Annotated in this window: 14 protein-coding genes; 8 read left to right on the forward strand and 6 right to left on the reverse strand. The window is 64.9% G+C overall.

The window, feature by feature from the left end:
- Positions 1-17: 17 nt before the first annotated feature.
- Entirely contained in the window at positions 18-1,709 is a 1,692-nt protein-coding gene (locus tag AC1DW9_RS03630) for an EAL domain-containing protein (RefSeq protein ID WP_476775564.1), read from the reverse strand.
- 177 nt (positions 1,710-1,886) lie between these two features.
- Between AC1DW9_RS03630 and AC1DW9_RS03635 the strand changes: the two genes are divergently transcribed.
- Complete coding sequence (locus tag AC1DW9_RS03635) at positions 1,887-2,087, forward strand: hypothetical protein (protein ID WP_162768306.1); 201 nt, start codon at positions 1,887-1,889, stop codon at positions 2,085-2,087.
- Between the two features lie 196 nt (positions 2,088-2,283).
- Here AC1DW9_RS03635 and rpmF read toward each other — a convergent pair whose 3' ends face one another.
- Entirely contained in the window at positions 2,284-2,469 is a 186-nt protein-coding gene (rpmF, locus tag AC1DW9_RS03640; RefSeq protein ID WP_043233137.1) for a 50S ribosomal protein L32, read from the reverse strand.
- 119 nt (positions 2,470-2,588) lie between these two features.
- Positions 2,589-3,308 carry a monofunctional biosynthetic peptidoglycan transglycosylase gene (gene mtgA, locus AC1DW9_RS03645; RefSeq protein WP_441487961.1) on the reverse strand — a complete coding sequence of 240 codons (720 nt, stop codon included), beginning with the start codon at positions 3,306-3,308 and terminating at the stop codon, positions 2,589-2,591.
- An 80-nt stretch (positions 3,309-3,388) separates the two neighbouring features.
- Between mtgA and AC1DW9_RS03650 the strand changes: the two genes are divergently transcribed.
- Together AC1DW9_RS03650 and AC1DW9_RS03655 are read left to right on the forward strand one after the other, a co-directional pair.
- Positions 3,389-4,324: a polyprenyl synthetase family protein gene (locus AC1DW9_RS03650; protein ID WP_441504378.1), complete on the forward strand. Its 936-nt coding sequence runs from the start codon at positions 3,389-3,391 to the stop codon at positions 4,322-4,324.
- A 329-nt stretch (positions 4,325-4,653) separates the two neighbouring features.
- Positions 4,654-5,766 carry a branched-chain amino acid ABC transporter substrate-binding protein gene (locus AC1DW9_RS03655; RefSeq protein ID WP_441488337.1) on the forward strand — a complete coding sequence of 371 codons (1,113 nt, stop codon included), beginning with the start codon at positions 4,654-4,656 and terminating at the stop codon, positions 5,764-5,766.
- A gap of 722 nt (positions 5,767-6,488) precedes the next feature.
- Here AC1DW9_RS03655 and AC1DW9_RS03660 read toward each other — a convergent pair.
- The 3 genes from AC1DW9_RS03660 to AC1DW9_RS03670 form a co-directional block, all read right to left on the reverse strand.
- Entirely contained in the window at positions 6,489-8,225 is a 1,737-nt protein-coding gene (locus AC1DW9_RS03660) for a cache domain-containing protein (RefSeq protein WP_441504377.1), read from the reverse strand.
- 33 nt (positions 8,226-8,258) lie between these two features.
- Positions 8,259-9,239, reverse strand: a complete 981-nt coding sequence (locus AC1DW9_RS03665; RefSeq protein ID WP_441504510.1) for an ABC transporter substrate-binding protein — start codon at positions 9,237-9,239, stop codon at positions 8,259-8,261.
- A gap of 245 nt (positions 9,240-9,484) precedes the next feature.
- A complete protein-coding gene (locus AC1DW9_RS03670) occupies positions 9,485-10,975 on the reverse strand; it encodes an amidohydrolase family protein (RefSeq protein ID WP_441504376.1) in 1,491 nt (496 codons plus the stop codon).
- A gap of 310 nt (positions 10,976-11,285) precedes the next feature.
- Between AC1DW9_RS03670 and AC1DW9_RS03675 the strand changes: the two genes are divergently transcribed.
- From AC1DW9_RS03675 to AC1DW9_RS03695, 5 genes are all read left to right on the forward strand, one after another.
- The gene (locus AC1DW9_RS03675) at positions 11,286-12,308 is read left to right on the forward strand and encodes an amino acid ABC transporter substrate-binding protein (RefSeq protein WP_441487957.1); all 1,023 of its coding nucleotides are present in this window, start codon (positions 11,286-11,288) and stop codon (positions 12,306-12,308) included.
- Between the two features lie 85 nt (positions 12,309-12,393).
- Entirely contained in the window at positions 12,394-13,566 is a 1,173-nt protein-coding gene (locus AC1DW9_RS03680) for an amino acid ABC transporter permease (RefSeq protein ID WP_441504375.1), read from the forward strand.
- Between the two features lies 1 nt (position 13,567).
- Positions 13,568-14,689: an amino acid ABC transporter permease gene (locus tag AC1DW9_RS03685; protein WP_441504374.1), complete on the forward strand. Its 1,122-nt coding sequence runs from the start codon at positions 13,568-13,570 to the stop codon at positions 14,687-14,689.
- 48 nt (positions 14,690-14,737) lie between these two features.
- Positions 14,738-16,012 carry an NAD(P)/FAD-dependent oxidoreductase gene (locus tag AC1DW9_RS03690; RefSeq protein ID WP_441504509.1) on the forward strand — a complete coding sequence of 425 codons (1,275 nt, stop codon included), beginning with the start codon at positions 14,738-14,740 and terminating at the stop codon, positions 16,010-16,012.
- Positions 16,013-16,278: 266 nt separating this feature from the next.
- Entirely contained in the window at positions 16,279-17,418 is a 1,140-nt protein-coding gene (locus AC1DW9_RS03695; RefSeq protein ID WP_441504373.1) for an alpha/beta hydrolase, read from the forward strand.
- Positions 17,419-17,486: the final 68 nt, after the last annotated feature.

Consider the following 17,486-nt stretch of genomic DNA (forward strand, 5'->3'; position numbering starts at 1 on the left):
CCGCTCCCTGCCTCGGCTCAGCCCACCGCCCGATGCAGCTCTGAGGGCACCGCAGGCTGCCAGAGTTCGGCCTTGCCGACGAGATGCCCCTGCAGATAGGTCACGCCCCAATCGGTGAGCATGGTCGCCTGCAACTCGTCATCGACCCATTCGGCGACAGTGTCGACCATGAGATGGCGGGCGAGGTCGATCAGCGTGCGGACATAGAAGCGGTCATCGGTCGAACGTCGCAGGTTCTGCGTGAAGGCGCCGTCCAGCTTCAGGATGTCGATCGGGAAGGCGCGCAGATGCCGCAGCGAGGTGTGGCCGGCGCCGAAATCGTCGATCGCGATGCGTGCGCCCTGATCCTTGATCTTGCCGAGCAGGCGGGCCAGGCGGCGCGGATCCTCGATCGTCGCAGTCTCCGTGATCTCGACGATCAGCCGCCCGGCGAGGCCGCGGGATGAGCGGGTGCAGGCCAGGAAGGCGTCGAGCCATTCCGGATCGCCGAGCGAGCGCGGCGAGACGTTGATCGAGAGCGTCATGTTCGGATCGGCCGCGAGCATTTCGACGGCGAGCTCAAGCACGCGGTGATCGAAGAGCCGGACGAGCCCGCGCCGCTCGAGCAGCGGAATCAGCTCTGCCGCCGAGAAGAACAGCCCTTCCGATCCATGGCCGACCCGCAGCAGCGCTTCGTGGAAGGCAACCTCGCGCGTTCTGGCCTCCACGACGGATTGCAGCGCCAGCCGGACGCGGCGTTCGTTCAGTGCCGCGAGGGCCTGGATATCGAATCCGCTGTGGTCCGGCGCCGGCTCACGCAACTCGCGCTGACGTGCGATGACGACGGTATCGACCGCGCCCGCCTTGGCGCCGGCAAGGGCGTTCTCAGCGGCCGAGACCAGCGTACCGGCATGGCGCGAGAGATCCGGCGCGACGGCCGCCCCGACGCGCAGACGCACCAGCGCAATGCCGCGCCCGGTCTCGATCGCGGACTGTGCGACGGCCTTGATGAAGCGCCGCGCCGCCGGCTCGATCTGGTTCTGCGGACAGCCTGCGAGCAGGATGGCGAAGCGATTGCTGGAATAGCGCAGCAGATGGTCGCGTCGGCGCATCACCGAGCTCAGCCTTTCCTGGACCACGCCGATGATCTCATCGGTGGCCTCATGGCCGAAATCATCGTTGAGACGCGCGAGTTCGTCGATCGCCGCGATCAGCACGACTACCGGTCGCTCCGCCGCGAGATGCTCCTGCAGCGATGTTTCGAGGCGCTCGACCAGCGCTCCGCGGTCACAGACGTCGCGACTCTGCGCGGTAAGCTCGTCGGGCCGCACAGAGCGCTCGATGCGCAGCACGCCGCGCGCCATGGCAGGCTGACCGTCGATGCCGACGAACCAGCGGCCGGCATCCTCGATCCACATCTTGCGGCCGCCGAGATCGGCTGCGTAGCGGGTGCGGTAGATCGCACCTTCGCCATGGTCCTGTCCGCCGGTCGAGAAGATCGCGTCGTAGCGACTGCGGCCGCTACCCGGCTCCACCAGCCCGGCGAAAGCGAGACCGCGGCTCATCGCAGCTACCGGAATCGGTCCCAGAACCTCGGCGGCGTTCGGACCCCAGTTCAGCGAATCGCTGGCGATGTCCCAGCTGTAGACCACCTCGCCGATCGAGGAGAGCAGGCTGCGCGGGTCGACGATCGTTTCGTCACGGGTACTCAGGATCGATGGCGCAGGCATCGGTGCAGGGCCTTAGAGGCGCAGGCCGCGGGACACCTTTGGCGTCGTGCCGTCCTGGCCGAACGAGATCGGGAGATGTTTCGAAACGATGCAGGTTTCTGGCTTAACGCCCGGTTAAGGCCGGCCCCTGGATTGCAACTTTCCCTCCAGCGCAACCCTAGCGTTCCGGAGTGGCACATGCGGGATCAGCAATACGGGGCGAGAAGCCACCAGGCGCTTCCCGATGCATCGACGATGCTGCTGCTGCAGATCGCGGCCAGTCACGCCGAAATCGGTCCGTTCGCGCGCCGGGCGCGCGAGACGCCGCAGGTCGCGGCGCGGCGCTACGAGGCCCAGGCACAGCGCGCCGGAAGGAAGCGGCAGCGCCTGGTCGCGTGAGGCCAGGCCCTCTGCCGAGGAGCCGCATGACAGCGGTGTCCCGATGGATCATCCGGAAGCCGCACCGGAGACATCCATCGAGACGCGATCACAGATCGCTCCTCGGCAGAGGGCCTGGCAGGCGCCGGCGGAAACTGGCCAAAGAAAAAGCCGGCCTCGCGGCCGGCTCCTAGACTCGCAAGCCTACAACCGGGGCTCAGGCCTCGGTCTTGGCCTTCAGCACCTGGCGACCGCGATACATGCCGCTCTTCAGATCGACATGGTGCGGACGGCGCAGTTCGCCGGAGTTCTTGTCTTCGATATAGGTGGGCTGCTTCAGCGCGTCGGCGGAGCGGCGCATGCCGCGCTTCGACGGCGAAGTCTTTCTCTTCGGAACGGCCATTGTACTCTCCATCGTGCCGCCGTCCGGAAGCGCAGGCCGCAGAGCCACGCCACCGCCACGACGACGGATCAATCTCGTGAGGCGATGGCCATACACGCTCGCAGAGGGGATGACTAGGCCTAATCGACATCTTTCATGCCGGAAGGCACGGCGCAATCCCCAAGCGATCCGAGCTGCGCCATACGGCGCTGGATTCGCCCGCTCGCCGATTGCAGGCCGCGGCTCGGCTTGGCGGGATTGCGCAGGATCGGATTCGGCAGCGCACCGGCGAGCCGTGCAGCCTCGCCAGTGTTCAGGCGGGCGGCAGGCTTGCGGAAATGGCGTTGGGCGGCGGCTTCCGCGCCGAAAACGCCATCGCCCCACTCGGCGACGTTGAGATAGACCTCGATGATCCGCTGTTTCGGCCAAGCGAAGTCGATCACGAGCGCGAGCGGAATCTCGAGCGCCTTGCGCAGATAGGAGCGCCCCGGCCAGAGAAAGACGTTCTTAGCCGTCTGCATGGTCAGCGTCGAAGCGCCGCGGCTCGGGCCATCCTCATCATCGAGCACGGCGTTGAGCTCGATCCAGTCGACGCCAGAATGGCTGCAGAAGCGCTGGTCCTCGGCGGCGATGACGGCGCGGATCAGCGAAGGCGAAATCTGCGTGAGCGGCACCCATTGCCGTTCCACCGGCTGAAAGCTCAGCCAGCGCGCGAGCATCAGCGTCGAGGGAGCGGGCATGAACCGAAAGATCAGCAGCCCGAGCGCCAGGACAACGGCGAGCCCGATGAGGATGCGAAAACACCACCCCAATGCGCGGCCGACAATTCCTCGCCGCCGCGTTTGCTCGTGACCCGCCATGACCGCCATGCCCCCGCAACTTGACGATCCCGCCCCCATCCGGCAAGCCCCCGCCACCGTTGCGAACGCGAGATCAGCGCATGAGTTCCGCCGCAGATGACGCCCTTCCGGCCCGTCTTTCACAGACGGCCGATGCGATCGAGGCCCTCCTCGACGGTCTGCTCCAGGCTGTTCCGGGAGCGGGCGAGATCGCGCGCCCCGAACGGCTGCTCGCGGCCATGCGCCATGGCGCGCTCGGCGGTGGCAAGCGCCTGCGGCCCTTCCTGACGGTCGAGACGGCACTGCTCTTCGGGGCCAGCGAAGCGCAGGCCTTGCGAGCCGGCGCAGCCGTCGAGCTGCTGCATTGCTATTCGCTCGTCCATGACGACCTGCCTTCGATGGATGATGACGATCTGCGCCGCGGACGACCGACGGTCCACAGGGCCTTCGACGAGGCAACCGCGATCCTGGCCGGGGATGCGCTGCAGACGCTCGCCTTCGAGGTCCTTGCCGACCCAGCCACCCACGAGTCGGGTGCGGTCCGCGCGGCGCTGGTGCTTTGCCTCGCCCGGGCGTCCGGGCTCGGCGGCATGGTCGGCGGCCAGATGTTCGATCTCGCGGCGGAGGGACGCTTCGACCCGGGCTCGAACGCGTTGGCCGAGAACGAAATTCGTCGACTGCAGGCGATGAAGACGGGGGCGCTGCTGGCGGCCAGCGTCGAGATCGGTGCGCGCCTCGGCGGCGCCGATGAGGCCGCCCTTGCCGCGCTTGGGCAATACGGCCGGGCAGTCGGCGCCACCTTCCAGGTGGCCGACGACGTCCTCGACGTCGAGGCGAGCCAGGAGCAGATGGGCAAGGCCACGGCCAAGGACCAGGACAAGGGCAAGGCGACCCTGATCAGCGCGCTCGGTCTCGCCGGCGCCAAGCGCGAGCGCGACCGGCTCTGCGAGGAGGCCGTCGCGGCCGTGTCGGGTTTTGGCGAGGAGGCCGCGATGCTGCGGGCTGCGGCATGGTTCGCAGCGACGCGGCAGAACTAGGGCCCGAGCTTCGCAGCGATGACATCCACGCAGTTTTGCGTGGGGCGGCAGCATGCAGCTCCGCATTAGGCATGGACTCTGCGCCGCAGGACATGCCCACGGACGGAGGGCAGCCGCTCGCCCGGCCGACCCGGCAATTTTGACACCCACCCCACCTGGCGGGCGCAGTGCCGCGGGCAGGCCTGCTGCCCTATAAAACCCGCGAGCGATCTCTATGCACGTTTCGCCCCTGCCCGGCCTCCCCGCGCAGTGGCAGGGTATTCGACCGCTTCACCACGAAGGCTCGCATCCAGGACAGGAACTGCGAGCCAGTTGAGGAGAGGATTGTGATGAGCAAGTTCAAGTTCTTCGTCAGTGCGGCGTTTGCTGCCACGCTGCTCGCCTCGGCGCCGGCCGCACGGGCCGATATCGTCATCGGCCTCATCGCACCACTGACGGGTCCGGTCGCTGCCTATGGCGACCAGGTGCGAAACGGCGCAGAGGCGGCGATCGACGCCATCAACAAGAAGGGCGGCGTGCTCGGCGAGAAGCTGGTGCTCAAGCTTGCCGATGATGCCGGTGATCCCAAGCAGGGCGTTTCGGCCGCCAATCTGCTGGTCGGGGACAAGGTGCGCTTCGTTGTCGGCCCGGTGACGTCGGGCGTCGCGATTCCCGCGTCCGATGTCTTTGCCGAGAACGGCGTGCTGATGGTCACGCCGACAGCTACGGCGCCGTCACTCACCACCCGAGGGCTGACCAATGTTCTGCGGACATGCGGCCGCGATGATCAGCAGGCCGAGGTCGCCGCCAACTATGTCCTGAAGAATCTCAGGGACAAGCGGATTGCGGTCATCCACGACAAGGGCACCTACGGCAAAGGCCTCGCGGATGCCTTCAAGAAGGGGATCAACGCCGGCGGCCTGAACGAGGCGCTCTACCTGTCGCTGACACCGGCCGAAAAGGATCTCTCGGCCATCACCACGCGTCTCAAGGCCGCCAATATCGACCTGATCTATTTCGGCGGCTACCATCCGGAAGGTGGTCTCCTCGCCCGGCAGCTTCGCGACGCCGGGCTCAAGGCCACCATCATCGGCGGCGAGGGGCTTTCCAACACGGAGTTCTGGGCGATCGCCAATGAGACGGCGGCAGGCGCACTCTTCACCAACGCGACAGATGCGCTGAAGAACCCCGACTCCGCGGAAGCGGTCAAAGTTCTCAAGGACAAGGGTATCCCGCCGGAAGCCTTCACGCTCAATGCCTATGCCGCGGTCGAAGTGCTGAAGGCCGGCATCGAGAAAGCCGGCAAGGCCACCAATGCCGCCGCAGTCGCGACAGCGCTGAAGTCCGGAGGGCCCATCACCACCGCCATCGGCAAGCTGGCCTACGACAAGAATGGCGATCTCAGCTCGCCGGCGTTCTCGATGTTCAAATGGGAGGGCGGCAAGATCGTCGCCGTGGAATAACGAGCAGGTTCGGGCGCGAAGACGGCAAACCCGTGCCTTCTTCGCGCCACCGCCTGACTTCCTCGTTGATCCCGATGCCCCTGCCAGCTCGACGCTCTGCGCCAGGCTCTTCCAGGGCCGGGGCCGCGCGCCGAACATTGCCTGCCTCAACCCATGATTGAAGGGGAGTGGGGAGTGGAGCTGGACAATCACAACAACCTCGGACTTCGTCGGCAGCAATGCGGGAGCATCCGCCTTGCGCTCGGTTCCGTCCTCCGGCAACAATGCCTCATGATCAGGACGCCATTTGCGACGCTACTCTGCGTCACCGCACTCACAGCATGCAGCCCGACGCCAGTGCGTCAGGTTATCGTGCCGGACAGCACGCCCGAGAAGCGCATCATAAGGTCGGGCAGCGACTTCGTCCTGCCTGACGGCACGCGCGTGACACCCGACCAAAGCGGCGGTTTCCAGCTGCCCAACGGCGATTATGTCCGGCGGGATCCACGCGGCGCATTGATACTGCCCACGGGCGCGCGCTGCGTCCCGGACCCAACCGGATATGTTTGTCCCTGATCAACGGCCATCGTCGCCGGCGCGCTATCAGGAGCCAATCTGCTCCACGAGCGGCGCCGCCGGCACCTAAGGCATCGGCCCGAAAGGTGGATTGCGGTTTTCGGGAAAGCCGATGCCATCCCGGATGGTTAGATCATCGGATCGGATACGATATCTGGTCCGATGATCTAATGTCCGATGCCGAAGACAACGGCGAAGACGGGAACGGGTTGGTCGAACCCTTTCAGACTCCGCGGATCCAGCTCAGCCAGCGGCACGCTGGAACCAACCGCGCGGGCCGCGACGCGATCGATTAGGATCTCGGAATCCCGGGCGCTCGCGCATAAGCGCGATGCCAGGTTCGTGACGTTGCCGATCGCAGCGTAATCGAGGCGGCCTTCCGAGCCGATCCGCCCGACCGTGGCCGGCCCCATGGCCAGCCCCACGCCAAAGCCAAGCTGGTGGCCCCGGCTGCGCCATCCGACCAGAAGTTTCTGCACGCTCATTTGCATGTCGCTCGCCATGGTGACGGCGCGCAGGGCCGGGTCAGGGCAGGAAACCGGCGCGTTGACCAGGACCATCGCTCCGTCCCCGGAAAAGCCCATCAGCGTCGCCCCATGCGCGCTGACCACCGCTTCGATGGCGCCGTAGTACTCGCCGAGCACGCCCATCACGGTTTCGGGCTCAGCCTGCGCCGAGAAGGCGGTGAAGCCGCGCAAATCGCAGAAGACCACGACGACCTCGACGCGTCGTCCGTCGAGCACGCCGTCATCCCCCGTACGGTCGACGAGTTCGGCCACTTGCGGCGCGAGAAAGCGCCGGAGCCGGCTGATGCGTTCGGAGCGTTCCTGGGACACGGCCAATTCACCGGCCATCTCATTGAACCGGGTGGCTAGCCGCTCGAACTCGTCGCCCGTGCCCAGGCTGATCCGGTGGTCGAACTGCCCTGCGCCGATCTGCGCGACGCCCTCCTCCAGGAGCCGTATCGGCCCGACCATGCGCTGCGTCAGCCAATAGGCAAGCACCGCCGCAAGGGCCGTTCCCGCAATGAGCAGCACCCCGGTGCGCCAAAGTGCGGCGTTGATCCGGCGGAATGCCTCAGTCACGGGCTGCTTTACGATGACGCTCCAATCGACGCCGGGGATCGGCGCCATGGCGGCCAGCACCGTGTTTCGCGCGATATCCAGCCCGGTGATCGCTTGGCCGGGGCGCGCCAGCATGGCGGCCCGCAAGGCCTGAAGCGGTTGCGTTGCGGCTTCGTCGGCACGCAGCACCAGGCTGATATCGGGATGAGCGACAAGGCGCCCCGGCTGGTCGAGCACGAACGCCTCGCCGGTTCGCCCCACCCTTATCGCCGAGATCACATCCCAGATGAACTTGAGATTGACCTCCGCGACCGCCACTCCGACCGCCGAGCGATTGCCGGCGACCGAGACCGTCATGAATGGTTCCGAGCCGCCATAGAACGTCACCGGCCCAAACCAGACCCGCCCCGAGCGGGCTCCCGCCACCGCCGGATTCGCCGAGTGGTCCTCGCCGCTCTCGACCCTGTTCAGGCCGATGCGCGATACGAAAAGGCGTTCCTTGCCGGCAGCGTCGATGAGGCGGAGGCTGACCACGGCGGGGACCTGGCGCAGCAGGCGCAAGGCGTCGAGCCTGCGCCGCTCGTCGGTCGCCTCCGACCACGGCAATTGCACCATCCACCCAAGCTGATCGCGAATCCCTTCCATGAAATCCTGGATCTTCGCCGCCGCCCCTCGGGCTTCTGCATCGAGCAGGTCGTTCAGCCTGGCGCGCTGGTCGTGATAGCCGAACCAGGCTTCGCTCCCACCCGCGATCAGAAGCGGCAGGGCGACCGCCGCAAACAGGGCGAGAAAATACTTCCTGAACAGCGAGGTTCGTGGGACGTCGGGCGAATGGGGCACCGTGCTAGCTCACGCGCCGGCTCACCGGCCGGGTCATTCGATCACCCCGTCGGCGCTGCTCAGTAGCGAAGGCGGGAACGATAGGCCCAGAGAATTGGCGGCCTTCAGATTGATGAACATCTCGACCTTGGTCACGCGCTGGACCGGGAGTTCGGAGGGCTTTTCGCCCTTGATGATGCGGCCGGCATAGGTTCCGGCGTGACGGTGCGATTGCTCGAAATCACCGCCATAGCTCATCAGCCCGCCGGCGATCGGAAAGTCACGGGATTGGGTCACAGCCGGCACCGCGTGCTCGACTGCGAGGACGGCAAGCCGCTGACTGCGATAGGCAAAATAGGGGTCAGAGGAGAAGACGAGACCGCCCGGCCGCATCTGAGACACGGTCCTGAACATGCCGTCGAATTCCTGTTCGGTGCTGGCCGTCAGGACACGAAGCTGCAGACCAAGACTGTCCGCCGCTGCCTGGAGGTTCTTCATTTGCGAGTTCGAAGTCGGGCTGGTCGGGTTGACGGCAACGGCAAGGCTCCCGGCACCAGGAAGCAGCTCGTGCATGAACTCCAGCCGCTTGCGCGAGACCTCCACGCTGAGGCTCGACACCCCCGTGAGATTGCCTCCCGGCCGAGACAGGCTGTCGACGACGCCCAGCGCAATGGGGTCTCCTCCCATTTCAAAGACGATCGGGATCGTCGTCGTCGCCGATTTTGCCGCGAGCGCGACCTCGGCGCCGCCGGGCGCCACGATCACCGTCACCTGACGATTGACGAGATCCATCGCGAGGGCGGGCAGTTGGCGATACTGGCCCTCCGCCCACCGATACTCGATCGCGAGATTGCGCCCCTCGACAAATCCGGCTTCTGCCAGGCCCTCACGAAAGGCCCGGAGGCGGCTGGCATAGGGCCCCGGGGATTCGGAACCGAGATACCCGATGACCGGCATAGCCGGCTGTTGCGCGCGAGCCGGGAGGGTCCAGGCCATCGCTGCACCGGCGAGCGCGACGAAATCGCGCCGCCTCATTCGGCCAGCGGCCTCGGCACAGACGGAGGGCATGAAACGCAACGCCGTCTCTCCTTCCAACCAACATCGCCAGTCGGCTTGAAGCGCTCGATGTTACCTCAATCACTCGGCCGCAGCATAGCCGCGCGACCGGGGCCGCACAGCCGGTTGAGCGACATCGAGCCGCCCAACCGAACTCACCGCCGCCGGCATGGGATGGCGGCAAGTTCGCCCTCGCCTCCCTCCCCTCCGCGATGCCTGGGAAGCTAGCCGTCCGTGCGATCGGGATGCTTGATCTTATAGACGCGCGGCGTCAGCTCCTCGATTTCCCGTCCGGCCCAATCCCGCTCGCTCGCCGTCTTGATCACGTCCCGCTGCCCTTGGCGCAGCATCTCGATATCGTTTCCGATGTCGAAGTGGAGCACCTGCCCGTTGGCGACAACCTGTCGCCCATCCACGTAAACGTCCCGGATCGCACGGTCATTCGCGGAATAGACGATGCTGCGGATCGGATCGTAGTCAGGCTGCATGTAAGGGTTCGTCATGTCGACGATCGAGAAATCGGCCTTGCAGCCGATGGCCAGGCGGCCGAGATCGGGCCTGCGAATGATGTCGGCTCCGACATTGGTGGCGGCACTGAAGGCATAGGATGTCGGCGCTGCGGTGAAGCTCCCCGCAACGATGCGCCCGGCGTAACAAGCCATCCGCAACTCATCCAGCATGTTGTGCGGAAAGCTGTCGGTGCCGATGCCGACCGGAACTCCCGCATCGACATAGCGGGCGAGCGTATTCAGCGCGATGCCCCGACGCGCGAAGACGACGGGGCAATGGGCGACCTGTGCGCCGCTCCGCACAAGCCGTTCGAAGTCGTTGCCCTGCGGCCAATGCAGCCATGGATGATCGTTGAGGAAGATGCAGTGCCCGATCACGGTGTCGGGACCAAGCGCACCGATCTTGTCGAGCCATTCGATCGGCGTGCAGCCGGTGCGACGCACGATCTCCTGGAATTCGACAATGCTCTGTGCGGCATGGATCTGGATCGGCTGGCCACGCTCGCGTGCGGCTTCAAGTGCACCGAGAATCTGCCCTTCGGTGCAGGTATCGATCTGCGCGGGCCCGAAATATCCGCTGATCCGGCCACTCGGATGCTTGTTTGCTTCGTCGGCCACCTTGATAGCCTCCAGCAGCAGCCGGTCCCCGCGTTCCGTATCCAGGTCATACTCGACGGAGTGGCCATTGCTCGTACGCCAGGCCCCCGAGCGATGCATCGCCCAGAGAACGGCGCGAATACCCGTGACCTCATAATCGCCAACCCAGTCTTCGCGGGGGGCGGCGAGATCGCAGATCGTGGTCACGCCGCTCCGCAGCAGTTCCGATGTCGCCACCCGGCAGGCATGACGGGCATATTTCGGACCGATGTTGAAGACCGGCATGAACTCGTAGAGCGAGCTTTGCCCCAGGCGCTTGCTCCCCAATTCCTCGAGCATGCCCTTCCAGCCCGGCTCATGGCCAGTATGGCTGTGAATGTCGACGAAGCCGGGCATGAGCATCACGCCGCGGCCGTCATGCTCGGTATCCGCCGATCCGAGATAGCCCGGCCCAACATGGGTGATCTCATTGCCGGCGAAGGCGAAATCCGCATTCTGCAGGTAGACATGGGAAGATGTGGAAGCGTCCCACGCGACGATCCAGTCGCAGTTCCGGATAACCGTCGTCCCAACCTGCCCGTTGCCGGCCTGTCCTTTGCCGTCATTCATCCTGTGATCCCCCCTCGAATGTGTTGCGGAACGGCATTCTGCGCCGTGCCTTGCAGAAAACGCATCAGCTCACTGCGGATTCACGAAAGCCATCGCGGTCCCTTGGTCTCGCATGTTCCGGGATGGCGTCCTTCACCGGTGCCTGACGCACGCCCTGCGATTGCAGCACTCCGATGGCAGTGTTGGGAACCGGGTCCCATCGCATGACGACTGTGCTGATCAGGACACTTGAAGTTGTTTTCCAGCACAAATAGGCTCGTTACTACACGCCGGAAAAAAGGCGGGCCTAGGGGAGTGAACAATGCCGAAAATGATCAATAAAATTGCTGCGCTCGGGATCGCCGCCGCCGCACTCGCCGTATTTGCGGGTCCGGCCTCGGCACAGGCGACGCTCGATGCCGTGAAGAAGCGTGGCAAGGTCCTTTGCGGTGTTTCGCCAAGTTCCGCGGGCTACTCCTATGCTGACGACAAGGGCGTGCGTCAGGGATTCGATACGGATGTTTGTCGGGCAGTGTCCTCTGCAGTGTTCGGCGCGCCAGACAAGGTCGAATTCGTCCCGCTCAACACCAATATCCGCTTCCAGGCCCTGCAGTCCGGCGAGATCGACGTGTTGTCGCGCCAGACGACCATGACCTTCTCGCGCGACAACTCGCTCGGGCTCGATTTCGCGCCGATCGTTTTCTATGACGGCCAGGGGTTGATGGTCTCGACCAAACTCGGCGTGAAGAGCGCGTCGGAGCTTTCACAGGCAGCGATCTGCCTGCTGCCCGGCACGACGACGCTCCAGAATCTCGAGGACTATTTCAAGCCGCGGAACATCAAATACGAGGCCGTGGTCTTCGAGGACAACAATGAGTGGCGCAACGCCTTCTTCTCAGGCCGCTGCGACGTCATCACCACCGACCGCTCCGACCTTGCTTCGGTCCGCGCCGTTGCGAATGATCCCAAGCAGTTCGTCATCCTGCCCGAAACGATCTCGAAGGAGCCGCTCGCACCCGTCGTTCGCCAGAACGACAGCAACTGGAAGGACATCGTCTCCTGGTCGGTCAATACGCTGATCGCGGCTGAGGAATATGGCATCACCCAGGCCAATGTCGACGAGCAGCTGAAGAGCAAGGATCCCGAGATCCAGCGCATGCTGGGCGTCAATGGCGATCTCGGCAAGATGCTGAATCTCGACAACAAATGGGCCTATAACATCATCAAGCAGAACGGCAATTACGGCGAAATCTTCGAGCGCAGCCTCGGCGAGAAGACCGCGCTTGGCCTGAGCCGTGGCCCCAACCAGCTCTGGAACAAGGGCGGCCTGCTCTATTCGCCACCGTTCCGGTGATCACAGCCAACGTGCGTTCCCTCGATTGAACTGAGACCGCCGGCAGCGCCCTGTTGCCGGCGGCACTCCAGACCGGAACAGCTCGATGGCTTCCTCTGCATCCAGTCCGGTGCGGCTGCTCTATGACGTGCGCGTGCGCGCCGTGCTCTATCAGGTCGTCGCCGTTGCGCTCGTCGTCGGTGTCGGGCTCTATCTGTTCGGCAATGTCTCGCGCAAGTTGGCGGAACAGAACATTGCGACCGGATTTGACTATCTCTCGCGCCCGGCCGGCTTCGTCATCAGCCAGTCCTTCATCCGCTATGATTCCGGCGATACCTACGCGCGCGCCCTGCTCGTCGGCATCTTCAACACGATCTGGGTGTCGATATTCGCGGTCACCGTTTCGACGCTGCTCGGTCTGATCGTCGGGATAGCCCGGCTCTCGCGCAATCCACTTCTGGCCTTTCTGGCACTGATCTATGTCGAGGCGCTGCGCAATGTGCCGCTGCTTCTCTATCTCTTCCTCTGGTATGCACTCATCGTCGCGGTCTTCCCGCCTGTCCGCGAAGCCTGGCAGCCATTGCCCGAGGTCTTCCTCAGCAATGGCGGGCTGATCGTTCCGTCACTGCGTTGGTCTTCCGCGCATACCGGCGTCCTCGCGGCGGTGATCGCCGGTATCGTACTGGCATTCTTCGTGGCATCCAGGCTGCGCAGCAAGCGCGTCGCCTCCGGACAGAACCAGACGGGATGGCCGATCATCGTCGCCGCCCTTCTTGGTCCTCCACTGCTCGCGATCCTGCTGCTGCAGCCTGATTTCGTGATCAACTGGCCGGAGAAGGGCCGGTTCCGCATCACCGGCGGTGTTCAGGTCACCCCGGAATTCACCGCATTGCTGGTCGGGCTCGGCCTCTCCGCCTCGGCCGGAATCGCGGAGATCGTGCGCGCCGGCATCCTTTCGGTCGGGCGCGGCCAATGGGAAGCGGCGCGCGCCGTGGGTTTGCATGACCGTCAGACCATGCGGCTCGTCGTGCTGCCGCAAGCGCTACGCGTGATCGTGCCCCCGCTGACCAGTTCCTATCTGTCGACGTTCAAGAACTCATCGCTCGCCATTGCCATCGGCTACCCCGATCTCGTGATGGTTTCCAACACCACGATGAACCAGACGGGACAAGCGATCGAGGGCATCGCCATCTTCATGCTGGTCTATCTCAGCATGTCGATCACGATCTCCCTGTTCATGAACTGGTACAACGCCCGCGTCGCCCTGGTGGAGCGCTGAGATGGTCAGCGCCGCCGAAATGGAAACACTCAACCTCGCGCGGGCGGACCTGCCGCCGCCGCGCGGACGCGAATTGACCGCCCGGTTGAAGCCCTTTCTGGGCACGCCGATCAATGCCGTCATCACACTGGCCTGCCTGTGGCTGATCTATCGCCTGGTCACGGGAGCCTGGGGCTGGCTCGTGACGCGCGCGGTGCTCGAAGGCGGGCCGCAGGCGTGCAAGGTCGGGGCCGGGGCTTGCTGGCCGTTCCTGGCGGCGAAGCTGCGCTTCATGATCTTCGGCTTCTACCCCTACGACGAACATTGGCGGCCGGCCTTCGCCGTGATCCTGTTTCTCGGCGCCATGATCGTTTCGATGATTCCGCGCTTCTGGTCGCGGCGACTGCTTTGGCTCTGGCTGGCCGTGCCGGTGATCTGCGGCGTGCTGATGTATGGCGGCGTGTTCGGCCTGCCTGTCGTCAGCACCACGAACTGGGGTGGCCTGCCGCTCTCCTTCATGCTGTCTTCGGTGGGCCTGGCGTTCGGTTTCCCACTGGGTGTCGTTCTGGCGTTGGCACGCAGCTCGAAGCTGCCGGCGATTCAGGTCATCGCCATCATCTTCATCGAGGTCGTCCGCGGCGTGCCGCTGGTTTCGATCCTGTTCATGGCCTCGGTGATGCTGCCGTTGTTCATGCCGGACGGGCTCACGGTCGACAAACTGCTGCGGGCACAGGTCGCGATCATCATCTTCGCCGGAGCCTATATCGCGGAGACCGTCAGAGGCGGGTTACAGGCGGTCTCGAAGGGCCAGCACGAAGCCGCTGCGGCGCTCGGGCTCGGCTACTGGCTGTCGATGCGCAAGATCATCCTGCCGCAGGCGCTGAAGATCGTGATTCCGCCGCTCGTCAATATCTTCATCGGCTTCTTCCAGGACACCACGCTGGTCACCATCATCGGCCTCCTCGACTTTCTCGATACGGTCCGCGCCTCGCTGCGCGACCCGAACTGGCAGGGTATCGCCGTAATCGAGGGATATGTGTTTGCCGCTCTGGTCTACGCCCTGTTCAGCTATGGCATGGGGTCCTATAGCCGGTTCCTTGAGCGTCGACTCAAGACCGATCACGATCGCAGTCCGGCCCACTGACCGGACTGCCTCGCTCCTCCTGCGACAAGAGCCTTGCTGGGCATCATGCTGACCTATCCCGATACCTTCTATGCCCGCACCGCCGCGACGACGAACAAGAGGGCCCCGCTGCAGGGCCGCATCGAGGTCGATACCTGTATCATTGGCGGCGGGCTCGCCGGGCTCACCTGCGCCTATGAATTGGCCCGGGCCGGACGCTCGGTCGCGGTGCTGGAAGCCGAGGCGGTCGGCTGGGGCGCATCGGGGCGCAATGGCGGCTTCGTCAGCCCCGGCTATGCCCGCAGCCATTCTTCGATCGCAAGCGCCATTGGTGAGACTAAGGCGAACGAACTCCATGGCCTCTCGATCGAGGGCATGCGCATCGTTTCCGACAACATTCGCGACCTCGCCATCGCCGGTGCCGATCCCCGGCCGGGCAGGATCAGCGTCGTGCGCTATGACAGTGGCGACAGTCTCGCTCGGGCTCGCGACCAGTTGGCGCGAGATCACGGCTACACCGTCGACTTCTGGCCGACCGAGCAGGTTCGCGAGGTGCTTCGTTCGCCGAAGTACCACCAGGCCCTGTTTGATCCCCATTCCTTCCACATCCATCCGCTGAACTACGCACGCGCCCTGGCAGACGCCATCGAAGCGTTGGGAGGGCGAATCATCGAGGGATCGCGCGTTGTCTCGGCCGAGCTCTCCGGTCCCGAGAAACGCCTGGTCACCGCATCGGGAGAGCTGCGCGCCCGGCAGGTCGTGATCGCCTGCGGCGGCTATACCGACAACCTCGTGCCAAAGCTGCGCTCGAGCCAGTTGCCGATCGCGACCTATGTGCTGACGACCGAGGCAGCGCCGGAGCTGATCGCCAAGGCCATCGGGACGCGCGCCGCGATCAGCGATGACCGTCGTGCCGGGGATTATTATCGCATCGTCGAGGACGGCCAGCGCCTGCTGTGGGGCGGCCGCATCACCACCCGCACCAGCGAGCCGCGCGATCTCGCCGCCCTGTTGCGCCGGACCATGATCTCGACCTATCCCGAGCTCGAAGCACTGAAGGTCGAGATCGCGTGGTCGGGCCTGATGTCCTATGCGCGACATCTGATGCCGCAGATTGGCCAGCTCAGCCCGAATGTCTGGCACTGCCTCGGCTTTGGCGGACATGGGCTCAACACCACCGCAATCGGTGGCCGCGTCATTGCCGAGGCCATTCTCGGAACCAGCGAACGCCATCGCCTGTTCGCCCCCTTCGGCCTCGTCTGGAACGGCGGCGTATTCGGCACTGTCGCTGTCCAGGCGACCTATTGGCGCTATCAGATGATGGACTGGCTGCGCGAGCGCTGAGCGCGAGCGAGCTCATCCCCGGTCGCAAGCGACAGTTTTAGCGGGGGCAAGCACAGAGCTCGCAAGAATTGTGCGGCCGGAGCGCAGGCTCAACTGTATCCGGCCCCACAGAATAGGCAGCTCGAAGCAAGCGCAGACCGCTTCTTTACGGCCCGGGCTGCGCGTCATACGCTCGGCGCGCCGGGGAGCCGTACATGACCTATTCGCAAGCGGGCGTGGGATACAGGATTCGTCGTTTGGGCCGGGGCTCGCTCCTGTCGCCTCGCATGCGTTACGCGGCAATCGTCGCTGCAATCATGGCCGCTGCGCTTGCGGGCGCCTGCGCCTCGCGGCCCGAAACGGGGTTCCTGGCCCCCGTTGCAGCAGTCGAGGCCGGGTCGACCTCTCACACCATACTGGTCGCCACCACCCGCCAGCGCGACGAGCGGCCAGGGACGCTCTTCAACGGCGAGCGTGCCATGCCGCTCGATTTCGCCAAGATCGAGGTCTCGGTTCCGCCAACGCACACACCTGGCGAAATCGAATGGGCCTCGACGGCTCCAGGCGATCCGAAGGCCAATTTCGTCGTGCGCCAGGCCGGCTACCTCGACGGAGAGCAGGCCTTCATCAGGGCGCTCAACGCCCAGCTCGCCTTGCGCCCACGCGGGAGCCGCAACGTTGTGCTCTTCATCCATGGCTACAACACCATGTTCGCGGAAGGGCTCTACCGCTTCGCCCAGGTCATGCACGATTCCCAGGCCCCCGCCGTACCGGTGTTGTTCACCTGGGCATCGCGGGGGGCGCTGACACAATATGTCTATGACTCGAACAGCGCGACGGCAGCGCGCGACAACCTCGAACGGACGATCCGGCTGCTCCTGGCCAGCAACGCTGAAAAGGTCAATATCCTGGCCCATTCCATGGGCAACTGGGTGACTGTCGAAGCCCTGCGCCAGATCAAGATCTCAGGCGGGCTCGCCGGCGCCGAGAAGATCGATATTGTCATTCTGGCGGCGCCCGATATCGACATCGACGTCTTCAAGACGCAGATGCGGCGCTTCGGAAAACCAAAGAAGCCGTTCTTCATCGTGTTGTCCAAGGACGACAAGGCGCTGGGTGCATCGAGTTTCATCGCAGGAGGCCAGGGCCGCGTCGGAGATGCCCAGAATGCGGAGGAGCTGGCGCAGCTTGGCGCCGTTGTCCTCGACATGACCGACGTCAAGGCCACCGATTCGAGCAATCACGGCAAGTTCGCGCAATTGGCGGAGATCGCGCCTCAATTGAAGAGCACGCTGGAGCGCGGTGTCGGCAGGCAGGCCCGCGCGTCGGAGAATGCGCGTGAGGCTCTGGGCGACTCGCTGGAAGCGATCGTCTCGGTGCCCCTCAAGATCCTGGGCGCACCGATCAAGATCATAACCGGACGGTAAGCCCGCAGCGCCAGAAGACCTGTTCGACGCGGCCGCGGGATCAGCGCGCCACGGCTTGCGAGCATGCA

The sequence above is a fragment of the Allobosea sp. P4_E12 genome, assembly GCF_056401655.1.

Excerpts from the sequence above, each read along its gene's own strand:
- AC1DW9_RS03630 (WP_476775564.1), bottom strand. The coding sequence starts at position 1,709 with ATGCCTGCGCCATCGATCCTGAGTACCCGTGACGAAACGATCGTCGAC.
- AC1DW9_RS03635 (WP_162768306.1), top strand. The coding sequence starts at position 1,887 with ATGCGGGATCAGCAATACGGGGCGAGAAGCCACCAGGCGCTTCCCGAT.
- rpmF (WP_043233137.1), bottom strand. The coding sequence starts at position 2,469 with ATGGCCGTTCCGAAGAGAAAGACTTCGCCGTCGAAGCGCGGCATGCGC.
- mtgA (WP_441487961.1), bottom strand. The coding sequence starts at position 3,308 with ATGGCGGGTCACGAGCAAACGCGGCGGCGAGGAATTGTCGGCCGCGCA.
- AC1DW9_RS03650 (WP_441504378.1), top strand. The coding sequence starts at position 3,389 with ATGAGTTCCGCCGCAGATGACGCCCTTCCGGCCCGTCTTTCACAGACG.
- AC1DW9_RS03655 (WP_441488337.1), top strand. The coding sequence starts at position 4,654 with ATGAGCAAGTTCAAGTTCTTCGTCAGTGCGGCGTTTGCTGCCACGCTG.
- AC1DW9_RS03665 (WP_441504510.1), bottom strand. The coding sequence starts at position 9,239 with ATGAGGCGGCGCGATTTCGTCGCGCTCGCCGGTGCAGCGATGGCCTGG.
- AC1DW9_RS03670 (WP_441504376.1), bottom strand. The coding sequence starts at position 10,975 with ATGAATGACGGCAAAGGACAGGCCGGCAACGGGCAGGTTGGGACGACG.
- AC1DW9_RS03675 (WP_441487957.1), top strand. The coding sequence starts at position 11,286 with ATGATCAATAAAATTGCTGCGCTCGGGATCGCCGCCGCCGCACTCGCC.
- AC1DW9_RS03680 (WP_441504375.1), top strand. The coding sequence starts at position 12,394 with ATGGCTTCCTCTGCATCCAGTCCGGTGCGGCTGCTCTATGACGTGCGC.
- AC1DW9_RS03685 (WP_441504374.1), top strand. The coding sequence starts at position 13,568 with ATGGTCAGCGCCGCCGAAATGGAAACACTCAACCTCGCGCGGGCGGAC.
- AC1DW9_RS03695 (WP_441504373.1), top strand. The coding sequence starts at position 16,279 with ATGCGTTACGCGGCAATCGTCGCTGCAATCATGGCCGCTGCGCTTGCG.